Origin of the sequence: Nocardia sp. NPDC051911 (genome assembly GCF_040681035.1) — a bacterium.
Classification (GTDB): Bacteria; Actinomycetota; Actinomycetes; order Mycobacteriales; family Mycobacteriaceae; genus Nocardia; species Nocardia sichangensis.
The window spans coordinates 243,356-256,820 of record NZ_JBFAXY010000006.1 but is presented as its reverse complement, the minus strand read 5'-3'; the positions used below and the strand labels follow the sequence as shown (position 1 = coordinate 256,820).

Here is a 13,465-nt window from a genome sequence, read left to right as displayed (position 1 = left end):
ACACGTCAGCTGGTGATCCGCACGCCCAATCCACGAGGCGGTGGCCGCCGGGTACGGCGTACCCGGCACGGCTGGCAGGTCTTCGGACTCGCGGGCACCGGCCGTGCGGGCCGGCATACGCCGGAGTGCTCCCGATGGCCGACCTACTGGCCGTCGCTTCCCAAGTCGCCGAACCTTCCGGATCGCTGAACTCAGTGCCTGGTGACGGCGGTCGTTCCTGCATACCGCTGCGGGACAGTCCCGGATTCCCACCGGGTTCCCTCTCACCCGCCGTGACGTCGCCGTACGGGCGGGCTCGACTCCGTGGCGCGACGTCGGGGCTCCATCTCGTCGTGCTGCGGTGAACCAGCTGCCCACTCAGCATAGGACGCGGCCGAGCGAGCACACCGCGAGGGATCACACCGGCATTTGCCCGCACCGCTCATCGCGAACCGATTCCGCACCTGCTTCCGTTCCGGCTATCGGCCGGGCCGCCCATGCGGTCCCGGATCTGCTCTCGACCGGCTACCAGACCGCCGGGTCACCCGGGATTCACCTTTCCGAACTCGTCGCATGCGTGGTTCGCCTGGTCCGAGGGCGCGAACTCGTGCCAGGGGAGCGCGGCTCGATGCCGGGATCGACCACCGGGACGGCTGCTCGGCGGCCTCCGCCGCCGGACCCGAACCGAACCCGGCCTCGGGACAGCACACCGGTTGCTGCCGCACCGCTCATGTGTCGGCGCTGTGAACGCAACTTCGCAACCGTGCTAGTCGGTCTTGTGAAAAGGTTTGCGAAGGGGGATTCCGTGTCGGTGCGGTTCACGCGGCCGGGTACCTTGGGTCAATGTTCTCGAAAGTCTTGGTTGCCAACCGTGGCGAGATCGCCATCCGCGCCTTCCGTGCGGCCTACGAACTCGGCATCGGGACGGTCGCCGTGTTTCCCTACGAGGACCGCAATTCGGTCCATCGGCTGAAGGCGGCGGAGTCGTACCAGATCGGCGAGCCCGGCCATCCGGTGCGGGCCTACCTGTCGATCGAGGCGATCATCGAGGCGGCCAAGTCGGCGGGCGCGGACGCGATCTACCCGGGGTACGGGTTCTTGTCGGAGAACCCGGATCTGGCGGCGGCATGCGCCCGCGAGGGCATCACCTTCATCGGACCGTCGGCCGAGGTGCTCGAACTGGCGGGTAACAAGGCGCGGGCGATCGCGGCGGCCAAGGCTGCCGGGCTGCCGGTGTTGCGTTCGAGCGCACCGTCGTCGGACGTGGAGGAGCTGCTGGCCGCGGCACGGGGGCTGGAATACCCCATCTTCGTGAAGGCGGTGGCCGGCGGCGGAGGGCGCGGGATGCGCCGGGTCGCCGCGCCCGAACAGCTGCGCGAGTCGATCGAGGCGGCCTCCAGGGAGGCGGAGTCGGCGTTCGGCGACCCGACGGTGTTCCTGGAACAGGCGGTGGTGAACCCCCGCCACATCGAGGTGCAGATCCTGGCTGATCAGCACGGGCACGTGATGCACCTGTTCGAGCGGGACTGCTCGGTGCAGCGCCGCCACCAGAAGGTGATCGAGCTGGCACCGGCACCCAATCTGGACCCCGCACTGCGGGAACGGATCTGCGCCGACGCGGTCGCCTTCGCCCGGCAGATCGGCTACTCGTGCGCGGGCACCGTGGAGTTCCTGCTCGACGAGCGCGGCAACCACGTCTTCATCGAGATGAACCCGCGCATCCAGGTGGAGCACACGGTGACCGAGGAGATCACCGACGTGGACCTGGTGCAGTCGCAGCTGCGCATCGCGGCGGGGGAGACGCTCGAGCAATTGGGTCTCAGCCAGGACGCCGTGACCATCCGGGGCGCGGCTTTGCAATGCCGGATCACCACCGAGGACCCGGCCAACGGATTCCGTCCCGACACCGGCCGGATCACCGCCTACCGCACACCCGGCGGCGCGGGCATCCGCCTGGATGGCGGCGCGAACCTGGGCGCCGAGATCGGCGCCTACTTCGACTCCATGCTGGTCAAGCTCACCTGCCGGGGCCGTGACTTCGATACGGCGGTGGCGCGGGCGAGCCGGGCGCTGGCCGAGTTCCGGATTCGCGGCGTCGCCACGAACATTCCCTTCCTGCTGGCGGTGCTGGACGATCCGGACTTCAAGGCGGGCCGGGTCACCACCTCGTTCATCGACGAGCGTCCGCAGCTGCTGACCCTGCGCCGGTCCGCGGACCGCGGCACCAAGATCCTCGACTACCTGGCCGACGTCACGGTGAACAAGCCGCACGGCGATCGGCCGACCACGGTGTACCCGCACGACAAGTTGCCCGCGATCGATCTGAGCGTGCCGCCGCCGGACGGCTCGCGGCAGCGGCTGCTGCGGCTGGGTCCGGAGGGTTTCGCGCGGGCGTTGCGTGAGCAGAAGGCGGTCGGCGTCACCGACACCACCTTCCGCGACGCACACCAATCGCTGCTGGCCACCCGGGTGCGCACCAACGGTCTGCTGGGCGTGGCGGGGCATGTGGCGCGATTGACTCCGGAGTTGCTGTCGATCGAGGCGTGGGGCGGAGCGACCTACGACGTGGGGCTGCGGTTCCTGTACGAGGACCCGTGGGAGCGGCTGGCGGCGTTGCGCGAGGCGATCCCGAACATCTGCCTGCAGATGCTGCTGCGCGGCCGTAACACCGTCGGCTACACCCCGTATCCGGAGGCGGTGACCCGCGCGTTCGTCTCGGAGGCGACCGCCACGGGTATCGACATCTTCCGTATCTTCGACGCGCTCAACAATGTCGACCAGATGCGCCCGGCCATCGATGCGGTCCGCGAGACCGGTACCGCGATCGCGGAGGTCGCGATCAGCTACACCGGGGATCTGTCGAATCCGGAAGAGTCGCTCTACACCCTGGACTACTACCTGAAGCTGGCCGAGCAGATCGTCGACGCGGGCGCGCACGTGCTCGCGATCAAGGACATGGCGGGTCTGCTGCGCGCCCCGGCCGCGACCACACTGGTCACCGCGTTGCGCAGCAATTTCGATCTGCCGGTGCACGTGCACACCCACGACACCCCGGGCGGGCAGCTGGCCACTTATCTGGCCGCGTGGCAGGCCGGCGCCGACGCCGTGGACGGGGCGAGCGCCGCGATGGCGGGCACCACCAGCCAGCCCGCGCTCTCGGCGATCGTCGCCGCGGCGGCGCACAGCGAGTACGACACCGGGTTGAACCTGCAGAACGTGTGCGACCTGGAACCGTACTGGGAGGCGCTGCGGAAGGTGTACGCCCCGTTCGAGTCCGGGCTGCCCGCACCCACCGGTCGCGTCTACACCCACGAGATCCCCGGCGGGCAGTTGTCGAACCTGCGTCAGCAGGCCATCGCGCTCGGGTTGGGTGACAGGTTCGAGGAGGTGGAGGCGAAGTACGCCGCCGCCGACCGGCTGCTCGGCCGCTTGGTGAAGGTCACCCCGTCCTCGAAGGTCGTCGGTGACCTGGCGCTGGCGTTGGTCGGCACCGGTGTCGAGGTCGAGGATTTCGCCTCCGACCCGGGTCGCTACGACATCCCGGATTCGGTGATCGGTTTCCTGCGCGGTGAACTCGGCACACCCGCCGGCGGCTGGCCCGAACCGTTCCGCACCAAGGCTCTGGCCGGGCGCGGCGCGGCCAAGCCCGAGACACCGTTGACGCCCGCGGACGAGAAGGGCCTGTCCGGCAGCTCCGAGGAGCGCCGGGCGACGTTGAACCGGTTGCTGTTCCCCGGCCCCACCGCCGAATTCCTCGCCCACCGGGAGAAGTACGGCGATACCTCCGGGTTGTCGGCCAACCAGTTCTTCTACGGGCTGCGCCGCGGCGAGGAACACCGGGTGCAGTTGGAGAAGGGAGTCACCTTGCTCATCGGCCTGGAAGCGATCTCCGAGCCCGACGAGCGCGGTATGCGCACGGTGATGTGCATCTTGAACGGGCAGCTGCGGCCGGTCTCGGTGCGTGACCGATCGATCGCCAGCGAGATCCCCGCGGCGGAGAAAGCCGACAAGGCCAACCCAGGCCACATCGCGGCGCCGTTCGCCGGTGTCGTCACTCTCGCGGTCTCCGAAGGCGATTCGGTCGCGGCGGGCGACACCATCGGCACCATCGAGGCCATGAAGATGGAAGCCGCGATCACCGCGCCACGCGCGGGCATCGTCGGCCGCGTCGCCATCGGCTCCGTGCAGCAGGTCGAGGGCGGTGACCTGCTCATCGAACTGGCGGTGCGGGAGTCGTCCGCCGGATGACGAGGATCGTCGCGGGCGCGGCGGGCGGACGGCGCCTCCGGGTGCCGCCGTCCGGCACCCGCCCGACCTCCGATCGCGTCCGGGAGGCGCTGTTCAGCGCGTTGGACGCCCGGTTGGACTTCGCGGGCGCGCGCGTCCTCGACTTGTACGCGGGTTCCGGCGCACTCGGGCTGGAGGCGCTGTCGCGTGGCGCCGAGCACGCTTTGCTCGTCGAATCCGACCGGAAGGCGGCGGCCGTTGTTCGCGGCAATATCGCCGACCTCGGGCTGCCCGGCGCCGAATTGCGGGTCGCGACGGTGGCCAGTGTGCTGCAACTGGGCGAGGCGGGCGGCTTCGACGTGGTCTTCTCGGACCCGCCGTACGCGGTGGACAACGCCGCGGTGCTGGCCGACCTGAGCGCGCTGGCCGAGCGCGGTTGGCTGCGCCCAGGGGCGGTGGTCGTGCTGGAGCGTTCGGCGCGTTCCCCCGAAACCGCCTGGCCCGCAGGCTTCGTCCCGGCCAAGTCGCGCCGGTACGGCGAAACCCGCATCGAGCTGGCGGAGTTCGATCCGGACGAATAGGCGCGCGTGCGGCCACCCGTGCCCGGCCGCGTGCGTCCTGCTAGCGTCGCCTCATGGCAGGAGCACTGTGCCCCGGGTCGTTCGACCCCGTGACCTACGGACACCTCGACGTTTTCACCCGGGCGGCGGCCCAGTTCGACGAGGTCGTCATCACCGTCATGATCAACCCGAAGAAGCAGGGCATGTTCACCGTCGACGAGCGCATCGAGATGCTGCGCGAGTCGACCGCGCACCTGGGCAACGTCCGGGTGGAGTCGTGGCAGGGGCTGCTGGTGGACTTCGCCCGCGAGCAGGGCATCACCGCCATCGTGAAGGGTCTGCGCGACGCGGGCGACTTCGGCTATGAACTGCAGATGGCGCAGATGAACAAGAAGCTCTCCGGCGTGGACACCTTCTTCATAGCCACCAACCCGTCGTTCAGCTTCCTGTCCAGCTCACTGGTCAAGGAGGTCGCCGCCTACGGCGGCGACGTCGCCGACATGCTGCCCCCCTCGGTGCACAAGCGCCTCCTCGACCGCCTGGCCGAACGCAAGAACTGACCAACCAGGCCGCGAATCCGCAGGTGATCTCGCCTTCATCGCAAACCGGCCAGAACGCTGACGCGGTGGCGAACAACGGACCCTCTACGGAAAAGCCACGGAGCCTTCACACCTGCCGACCCGACCGGGTGGTTCACCACCCTGTCGGGTTCGCCAAAGCAACCACTGATCACGCGAGAATTTGGGTAACTCCCGGGGAACGCCCAAACCCCACCGACACCCAACGCAAGACCTGAACGCAACTCACGTCCCACTTACTGGTACGGCCTGAATACTCGGAGAGGCGGGCAGCGAGGCGGGCGGGCAGCCTAGAACACCAGACCACGTAGGGCCAGGAAGCGCATGCCGCCGACCACAGCGGTGATCGCCAGGATCGCGACGGCCTGGGCGGTGTCCCCGAGGCCGGGAGCCCACAGACCCAGGGCGGCCAGCCCCGCGGTGGTGACGCCGAGTCCGACCAACGCGAGCCCGCCGCCTTCCCATTGCGCGGTGAACCAGCCGACCCGTTCCGCGGCGTGGAAGGTGAGCTGACGGTGCAGCTCGTTGGCGATCACGGTGCTGACGATCGAGCCCACGACGTTGGCGATCAGCGGTCCGACGCCGTGCATGGCGAAGAACAACAGGACGTACGCGATATTGCTGGAGCCGCCGACCAGCGCGAATCGGATCAGCTGAGCGAAGGCTCGATCGCCGCGCAGGTACCGGGCGAGCCGGCCGAGCCCGGTCGCCACCGAGGTCCTCGGCAGTGCCGGATAGGGGCCGGCCCACGGCACGAAGAAGCTGGTGGCGCTCACTCCTCCGGGTCGCGGCAGTTCCAGTAAGGTCATCGTCTTTCCGATCGAACACAAGCCCTCGGCAGGGACAACGGCGAGAGTGCTCGCATGCTTCCCCCGTCGACTCTTGGCAGGTTCCGTTCGTAGCGCATATTCGGCAATCGCTGACGTGTCGGCGCCTGTCAACATTCGACGGCGGGTTGTCCTTACCTCCGGCTTCCTTGTCCGCGATCCAGGGAACGCGGTAGGTGCTGAAGATCTTGGTCGACCTTCCAAGAAAATGTAACACGAAGCGGAGAGGAGGTCTCCACTTGATTTTGTGGCGTGCGAGACACTGGCACGACACACCGGAAAGGGACTCGGCACGAGCCGTGACGAGGGGCACACTGGGCGTCGGCGGAGATTTCGCCGTGAGTCCGCAGGAGGGTAGTGAGCATGTATCGCGTTTTCGAAGCGCTCGATGAACTGGTCGCCATCGTCGAAGAGGCGCGCGGCATCCCCCCGACCCGCAGTTGCATCGTGCCGCGCGGCGACGTGCTGGAATTACTCGACGACGTCCGCGACGCGCTGCCCGGCGAACTCGACGACGCACAGGACGTGCTCGACCATCGCGACAAGATCGTCTCCGATGCCAGGACCGCGGCCGAGACCGCCGTGACCGGGGCGAACGAGCAGGCCGAGCGCACCATCGGCGCGGCGCGCGAGGAAGCCGACCGCATCCTCGCCGACGCCAAGGCGCATGCCGATCGGATGGTCGCCGAGGCGAGCGCGCACGCCGATCACCTGGTGGCCTCCGCTCAGGAGGCGGCCGATCGGGTGGTGGCCGACGGCAACGCCGAATACGAGGCGGTGACCGGCCGGGCGCGGGCCGAGTCGGAGCGGATGATCGATGCGGGCAAGGCCGCCTACGACCGCTCCGTCGCCGACGGGCTCGCCGAGCAGGAGCGGCTGGTCACGCAGACCGAGGTGGTGCGGGCCGCGCACGCCGAATCGGCCAGGGTGATCGACGCCGCGCATGCCGAGGCGGATCGCCTGCGCGAGGAGTGCGACCACTACGTCGACTCCCGGCTCGCCGATTTCGAGGAGACGCTGACCAGCACGCTGCGCACGGTCGGGCGGGGGCGCCATCAACTGCGCAGTGGGGCGGGCGCACCCGACTACGCCACGGAATTCCGCAGGTAGCGGCCCCGAGCGCGATGGGCCGCGTTTGGGCGTGAACCGCGTGATCGCGTATTGTTGAGTGGTTGCCCGTATCCCCTCGATCGTGAGTGAGTCCGTGATGTCCGCCGGTTCCGGTTCCGCGTCGCGTCCCCGATCGGCCAAGCGCCGGTCGCCGGACGCCGCTTTCGTGCTGGACACCCGCAGCCTCGGCCGCAGGCCGGGGACCATGCGCGAGCTGCGCCGTACCGTCACCACCGAGGAGCGGATCGGTCTGGATCTGATCGGCGTTCCGGTGGGTGCGCAGGTGGAATTGGATCTGCAGTTGCAGGCGGTGTCCGAGGGAGTGCTGGTCACCGGGACGGTCGAGGCGCCGATAGAAGGTGAGTGCTCGCGCTGCCTGGAGCCGTTCACCGACTCGGTCACCCTGCGGCTGACCGAGCTGTTCGCCTATCCGGACAGCACCACCGAGCAGACCACCGAGGACGACGAGATCTATCGCATGGACGACGACCTCATCGATCTGGAACCGGTGGTGATCGACGCCGTCGGGCTGGAGTTGCCGCTGCAACCGCTGTGCACCCCGGATTGCGCGGGACTGTGCCCGGAATGCGGCGTACGGATGGCGATTGCGGGATCCGACCACCGGCATGAGATACTTGACCCTCGCTGGGCCGGACTGGCCAGATTCGCCTCCGAATCGCCCGGCAGCGGCAGCCCCGACGAGGGTGCGGCCGACCGAGACCACTGAGCAAGACCGATCAGCCGAACCGGCAGAGCAATTAAGACAGAGGAGAAGTAGTCGTGGCCGTTCCCAAGCGCCGGATGTCCCGTTCCAACACCAGGTCGCGGCGCAGCCAGTGGAAGGCCACCGCGCCGACCCTGATCACCTGCCCGAACCGCGCCTGCGGCGAGAAGACCCTGCCGCACATCGCCTGCCCGTCCTGCGGTACCTACAAGGGCCGCCAGGTCACGGCGGCGGTCTGATCGTCCGATCTGTCGTAGCGACGTGACCGACGAACCCGACTCGTCCGGTGAACACGCGAGCCTGCTCGCCGCGTTGGGCGTCGACGTGCAGCCGGATCTGCTGCGTCTCGCACTGACTCATCGGTCGTACGCGTACGAGAACGGCGGTCTGCCGACGAACGAGCGTCTCGAGTTCCTCGGCGACTCCGTGCTCGGGCTGAGCATCACCGAACGGCTGTATCACGAGCATCCCTCGAAGTCCGAGGGTGAGCTGGCCAAACTGCGCGCGAGCGTGGTGAACATGCGCGCGCTGGCGGAGGTCGCCCGCGGGCTCGGCGAGGGCGGGCTCGGTGCCCACCTGCTGCTCGGCAAGGGCGAGGAGCTCACCGGCGGCCGGGACAAGGAGAGCATCCTCGCCGACGGTATGGAGTCGTTGCTCGGCGCCGTGCATCTGGAGCACGGCATCGAGGTGGCTCGCGCCGTGGTGCTGCGGCTGTTCGCCGAGCTGCTCGAGCGCGGACCGCGGATGGGCGCGGGCCTGGACTGGAAGACGAGCCTGCAGGAACTCACCGCCGAGCGTGGTCTCGGCGTGCCCAGCTACGAGATCACCTCGACCGGGCCGGACCACGACAAGGAATTCACCGCCACCACGGTGATCGGCGGCCGGGCCTACGGGCAGGGCGTCGGACGGTCGAAGAAGGAAGCCGAGCAGAAGGCCGCGGGGGCCGCCTACGAGGCGCTGACCGCCGAAACCTGACGTGCCCGAACTTCCCGAGGTCGAGGTCGTGCGGCGCGGGCTCGCCGAGCACGTGGTCGGCCGGATGATCGAATCGGTGGCGATCACCCATCCCCGCTCGGTGCGCCGCCATCTCGAAGGCGCCGCCGATCTCGCCGCACGGCTGACCGGCCTGAAGGTCGAGTCGGCCGAGCGGCGCGGCAAATTCCTCTGGCTCACCTTCGACGATCCGGAGGCGGCGCTCGTCGTGCATCTCGGCATGAGCGGTCAGATGCTGGTCCAGCCCGCGGAAGCGCCGCTGGAGAAGCACGCCCACATCCGCGCCACCTTCGGCGACGGCACCCAGCTGCGCTTCGTCGACCAGCGCACCTTCGGCGGCTGGGCGCTCGCGCCGCTGGTCGAGGTGGACGGCACCCTGGTGCCCGAGCCGGTCGCGCACATCGCTCGCGATCCGCTGGATCCGCGTTTCGACGTCGAATCCGTGGTCGCCGTCATCCGGGGCAAGCAGAGTGAGATCAAACGCGTGCTGCTCGACCAAGGCGTGGTCTCCGGCATCGGCAACATCTACGCCGACGAGGCGCTGTGGCGGGCCGAGATCCACGGGGGACGGACCGCCTCCGGGCTGTCCAGACCCGCGGTGCGCGGGTTGCTCGCCGAAGTCGGCATTGTGATGAGCGAAGCGCTCGCCGCGGGCGGTACGTCGTTCGACGCGCTCTATGTGAACGTCAACGGCCAGTCGGGCTACTTCGAACGCTCCCTGGCCGTATACGGTCGGGAGCACGAGCCGTGTCGCCGGTGTGGTGCGCCGATCATCCGCGAGCGGTTCATGAACCGCTCGTCCTACTCCTGCCCGCGCTGCCAGCCGAAGCCTCGTCGTCGTTAGCGCGGGCGAGCTACCGTTTCCTCAGGGCGGTTCGGAATGTCAGCCGACCGTGAGGAAGGGAAGCATGCGCAAGCTCACCTATTACGTCGCGTCGACGATCGACGGTTTCATCGCCACCGAGGACGGCTCGGTCGACTTCTTCCCGGTCGGCGGCGACCACGGTCCCTCGATCAACGCGCAGTATCCCGAGACGCTGCCGACCAAGGTGCGCGAGGCGATCGGGTTGGAGGAGCGCAATCGCTACTTCGACACGGTGCTGATGGGACGCAAGACGCATGACTTCGGCGTCCGCACCGGCACCTCCACTCCCTACGCGCATCTGCGGCAATTCGTGGTCTCGACCACCCTGCCCGAGAGTCCCGACGCGGCCGTGGAGCTGATCTCGGAGAACCCGATCGAGAAGGTTCGCGCACTCAAGCGGGAGAGCGGGCTGGGTATCTGGTTGTGCGGCGGCGGGGAACTGGCGCAGGCGCTGCTGCCGGAGATCGACCAGATCTTCCTCAAGCTCTACCCGATCGTGCTCGGCAGCGGCCGTGCGCTGTTCGGCGCCGGGTCGCGGCTGCCGGAACCGGCCAAGTTCCGGGTGATCACCAGCACGGTGTTCGAGGACGGGGTGGCCTTCGTCAAATACAGCCGGGTGCACTGACCCGGTGCCCGGTCAGGAATCGAGCGGGATGCCGGACGCCGCCGCGGCGCCCGGTCCGGAGGCGGCGCTGCGGGAGATCGGCTTCTGGCTGGAGCGCTCCCGGGCGGAGACCCACCGGGTGAAGGCCTACCGGCGCGCCGCCGACGTCGTCGCGGAGTTGTCCGCCGACGAGCGCGAGGCGCGCCGGGCGGCAGGCACTTGGACCGAGCTGGCCGGCATCGGGCCCAAGACCGCCGCCGTCATCGAGCAGGCGTACGCGGGCGTGGTGCCGCGGTACCTCAGCGAGTTGCGGGCGGCCGCGCAGCCGATCGGGGCGCCGGGCAAGCCGTTGCGCGAGCTGCTGCGCGGCGATCTGCACACCCACTCGAACTGGTCCGACGGCGGCAGCCCGATCGAGGAGATGATGCGAGTCGCGGCGGCGCTCGGGCACGAATACTGCGCCCTGACCGACCATTCCCCGCGCCTGACCGTGGCCAACGGCCTGTCCGCCGACCGGTTGCGCAGGCAGCTGGACGTGGTGGCCGAGCTCAACGACCGGATGGCGCCGTTCCGCATCCTCACCGGCATCGAGGTGGACATCCTCGACGACGGCACCCTCGATCAGCAGGCGGATCTGCTCGCCCGGTTGGATGTGGTCGTGGCCAGCGTGCACTCGCGTCTGCGTGACGACAGCGCGACCATGACCAAGCGCATGGCGTACGCGGTCGCCGATCCCAACGTCGACGTGCTCGGTCACTGCACCGGCCGCCTGGTCACGGGGGGACGCGGCACCAGGCCGGAGTCGACGTTCGACGCCGAAGTGGTGTTCGAGGCGTGCCGCACCTACGGCACCGCCGTGGAGATCAACAGCAGGCCCGAACGACTGGATCCGCCTTCGCGATTGCTGCGCCTGGCCGCTGAGATGGGTTGTCACTTCTCGATCGACACCGACGCGCACGCACCCGGCCAGCTCGACTGGCAGGGGTACGGTTGCGAGCGCGCGCTCGCGAACGGCGTCGCGGCGGAACGTGTGATCAATACCTGGCCGCTGGCGGATCTGCTGGCGTGGACTCGCGCGCAAGCGTGACCGCCGGGTTAACTTGTACCGAACAATACGACTTCGCCTGTGTCCGAAGGCTATTGCGGAACAGAATAAGGGTCACACGAATCGCTAGGGGTGGGATCAACTGGTGGGCGACTTTCCGCTCGAAATCGTACTCGCGCTCATCGGTATCGCGGTGCCCATCGGCGCGTTCCTGTGGGAGTTCGTCTTCGCCGGCCGCAGGCGCTTGGGCTATCGGGTGCAGATGGATACGCCGGTCACCGGTGAGATCGAATCGGTGTTTCCCGGTGTGCTCCCGCAACTGCGCCCCTCACTCGACGGCGCCAGTCCGGACCTGAAGGACATCTCGGTCGTTCTGGTGCGCGTCGAGAACAGCGGCATCACGACCATCGACAGCCACGACTACAAAGCGCCGGAAGCCGCGCGGATCGGCCTGCATCTGCGTTTTCCGCAGCGCCGCGTGATCGGCATGGCGGTGAACGAACTCAGCGATCCCGCGTTGGCCGACAACCTCGACGCCGATTCCGGCATCGCGGTGCGCGAGGACACCGGCGGGCACATCGGCGTGATCGACCTGCCGAAGGTGCCGCTCGCCCCCGGCGATCACTACAAGATTCTGGCGATCCTGCAGCGTTCGGAGGGCGTGGGCGAATACCCGCCGCCGGCGTTGCGCGGCGGCATCAAAGGCGGGCGGATCACCGAGACCCGCAGCCGCACCGGCGTTTCCCTGATGATGGTCGCGCTCACGGTCTTCTTGGTGCTGGTGATCGTCGTCCAGTTGGTGGTGTCCGCACTGGAGCCGTCGCCGACGCCGCTGGAGTGCGCCTCCGGCAAACTGACCGTGATCGGGTCTTCGGCGTTCGCCCAGGTGATCGAAGACGCCGCCGAGCAGTATCGGAAGAGTTGCGTCGGCGCCGATTTCACCTACGGCTTCGAAGGATCCGAGCGCGGACTGGACCGGCTCGCCGAAGAAGGCGCGGGCAATCCCGGGTTGCTCGCCGTCACCGACGGTGCGAAGGGCGGCGGCTATCCGACACTGGTGCACCGGCCGTTGGCGTTGTCGCTGTTCACCATGATCGCGCATCCCGGCGTCGGCGTCCGCGACCTCACCGCCGCCCAGATCCAGGATCTGTTCCGGGGCAGGATCGGCAACTGGCGCGAGGTGGGCGGTCCGGACTTGCCGGTGGTGCTGGTCAACCGCATACCCGGCTCGGGCACGCGCACCATCTTCGAACGCAGGCTGCTCGGCGGCACGCAGCCGGAGCGCCCGCACGTGAGCTGCACGGCGTTGAAGGGCACGGTCGTCACCGCGCCCGCGCAGTGCGAGGTGCAGGTCACCGCCGACATGCGCAAAGCGGTGGCCGAAATACCAGGGGCCATCGGCTATTCGGAATTCTCCGAGGCCGTCGGAGCCGGACTGCCGACCATCGCGATCGAGGGCATCGGCGCGAGCCGGGACGCCGCCGTGCGGCGCGCCTATCCCTTGTGGGGCGTCGAGTACGCCTACAGCAACGGCGAGTTGCCCGGTGGGTCGCTCGCCGCGAGCTTCCTGCACTTCCTGACCGATCAGACCGGCAAAGAGGTGCTGCGCGCGCACGGCAACGCGCCGTGTGCCGACCTGCCCGATCCCGGTCGCTGCCTGCCGGATCAGTGACCCCGGACGTCGTTCCCATGGTCCGGCGGACAACGCGGGGCCACCGGACTACCCATCGGTAGCCGAACGAACGCTGCGGGAGGGGATTTTTCCCGAACTGTTTGGTTTGAACGGCACCCCCTGAGGTACCTCCCACTCGGCCCCCCTGATCATGCCGACCGCGTGACCAGGCCAACCAAGCCCCATGGACGGCGGTGCAGCTAGGTCTTCACCTCCGCCGCGGGGGCCACTTAGTTCAGTTCGGCGCCCGGTACTCCGAGTGCTGGGTGAATGCGAGTGCT

12 protein-coding genes and 1 riboswitch are annotated in these 13,465 nt (G+C 68.6%); of the genes, 11 read left to right on the top strand and 1 reads right to left on the bottom strand.

The features are described 5' to 3' along the window. Positions 1–76: 76 nt before the first annotated feature. Positions 77–264, bottom strand: a riboswitch (cobalamin riboswitch). Positions 265–822: 558 nt separating this feature from the next. From AB0L97_RS10300 to coaD, 3 genes are read left to right on the top strand one after another with little or no spacing between them, the layout of a single operon-like run. After that, the gene (locus AB0L97_RS10300) at positions 823–4,227 is read left to right on the top strand and encodes a pyruvate carboxylase (protein WP_364427292.1); all 3,405 of its coding nucleotides are present in this window, start codon (positions 823–825) and stop codon (positions 4,225–4,227) included. Beyond that, positions 4,224–4,787: a 16S rRNA (guanine(966)-N(2))-methyltransferase RsmD gene (rsmD, locus tag AB0L97_RS10295; RefSeq protein ID WP_355069831.1), complete on the top strand. Its 564-nt coding sequence runs from the start codon at positions 4,224–4,226 to the stop codon at positions 4,785–4,787. The genes AB0L97_RS10300 and rsmD overlap by 4 nt, the downstream gene beginning before the upstream one ends. A gap of 53 nt (positions 4,788–4,840) precedes the next feature. Further along, positions 4,841–5,326, top strand: a complete 486-nt coding sequence (coaD, locus tag AB0L97_RS10290) for a pantetheine-phosphate adenylyltransferase (protein ID WP_356961254.1) — start codon at positions 4,841–4,843, stop codon at positions 5,324–5,326. Positions 5,327–5,634: 308 nt separating this feature from the next. On the opposite strand, the gene AB0L97_RS10285 is transcribed toward coaD, so the two are convergent. Further along, positions 5,635–6,153 carry a GtrA family protein gene (locus tag AB0L97_RS10285; protein WP_355069834.1) on the bottom strand — a complete coding sequence of 173 codons (519 nt, stop codon included), beginning with the start codon at positions 6,151–6,153 and terminating at the stop codon, positions 5,635–5,637. Positions 6,154–6,534: 381 nt separating this feature from the next. Between AB0L97_RS10285 and AB0L97_RS10280 the strand changes: the two genes are divergently transcribed. The 8 genes from AB0L97_RS10280 (at position 6,535) to AB0L97_RS10245 (ending at position 13,184) form a co-directional block, all read left to right on the top strand. Continuing rightward, positions 6,535–7,281: a DivIVA domain-containing protein gene (locus AB0L97_RS10280; protein WP_356962422.1), complete on the top strand. Its 747-nt coding sequence runs from the start codon at positions 6,535–6,537 to the stop codon at positions 7,279–7,281. A 97-nt stretch (positions 7,282–7,378) separates the two neighbouring features. After that, a complete protein-coding gene (locus AB0L97_RS10275) occupies positions 7,379–8,008 on the top strand; it encodes a DUF177 domain-containing protein (protein WP_355070978.1) in 630 nt (209 codons plus the stop codon). A gap of 53 nt (positions 8,009–8,061) precedes the next feature. Then, the gene (rpmF, locus tag AB0L97_RS10270; protein WP_014987105.1) at positions 8,062–8,244 is read left to right on the top strand and encodes a 50S ribosomal protein L32; all 183 of its coding nucleotides are present in this window, start codon (positions 8,062–8,064) and stop codon (positions 8,242–8,244) included. Between the two features lie 22 nt (positions 8,245–8,266). Further along, entirely contained in the window at positions 8,267–8,980 is a 714-nt protein-coding gene (gene rnc, locus AB0L97_RS10265) for a ribonuclease III (protein ID WP_355069836.1), read from the top strand. A 1-nt stretch (position 8,981) separates the two neighbouring features. Continuing rightward, the gene (gene mutM, locus AB0L97_RS10260; protein ID WP_355069838.1) at positions 8,982–9,842 is read left to right on the top strand and encodes a bifunctional DNA-formamidopyrimidine glycosylase/DNA-(apurinic or apyrimidinic site) lyase; all 861 of its coding nucleotides are present in this window, start codon (positions 8,982–8,984) and stop codon (positions 9,840–9,842) included. Positions 9,843–9,906: 64 nt separating this feature from the next. Continuing rightward, on the top strand, positions 9,907–10,488 hold the full coding sequence (locus AB0L97_RS10255) for a dihydrofolate reductase family protein (RefSeq protein ID WP_355069839.1): 582 nt from the start codon (positions 9,907–9,909) through the stop codon (positions 10,486–10,488). Positions 10,489–10,516: 28 nt separating this feature from the next. Beyond that, complete coding sequence (locus AB0L97_RS10250) at positions 10,517–11,554, top strand: PHP domain-containing protein (protein ID WP_355070980.1); 1,038 nt, start codon at positions 10,517–10,519, stop codon at positions 11,552–11,554. A 103-nt stretch (positions 11,555–11,657) separates the two neighbouring features. Beyond that, the gene (locus AB0L97_RS10245; protein WP_364427283.1) at positions 11,658–13,184 is read left to right on the top strand and encodes a substrate-binding domain-containing protein; all 1,527 of its coding nucleotides are present in this window, start codon (positions 11,658–11,660) and stop codon (positions 13,182–13,184) included. The last annotated feature ends 281 nt before the right edge of the window (positions 13,185–13,465 follow it).

Coding starts and splice junctions, on each gene's coding strand:
- AB0L97_RS10300 (WP_364427292.1), top strand. CDS start 823: ATGTTCTCGAAAGTCTTGGTTGCCAACCGTGGCGAGATCGCCATCCGC.
- rsmD (WP_355069831.1), top strand. CDS start 4,224: ATGACGAGGATCGTCGCGGGCGCGGCGGGCGGACGGCGCCTCCGGGTG.
- coaD (WP_356961254.1), top strand. CDS start 4,841: ATGGCAGGAGCACTGTGCCCCGGGTCGTTCGACCCCGTGACCTACGGA.
- AB0L97_RS10285 (WP_355069834.1), bottom strand. CDS start 6,153: ATGACCTTACTGGAACTGCCGCGACCCGGAGGAGTGAGCGCCACCAGC.
- AB0L97_RS10280 (WP_356962422.1), top strand. CDS start 6,535: ATGTATCGCGTTTTCGAAGCGCTCGATGAACTGGTCGCCATCGTCGAA.
- AB0L97_RS10275 (WP_355070978.1), top strand. CDS start 7,379: ATGTCCGCCGGTTCCGGTTCCGCGTCGCGTCCCCGATCGGCCAAGCGC.
- AB0L97_RS10255 (WP_355069839.1), top strand. CDS start 9,907: ATGCGCAAGCTCACCTATTACGTCGCGTCGACGATCGACGGTTTCATC.
- AB0L97_RS10250 (WP_355070980.1), top strand. CDS start 10,517: ATGCCGGACGCCGCCGCGGCGCCCGGTCCGGAGGCGGCGCTGCGGGAG.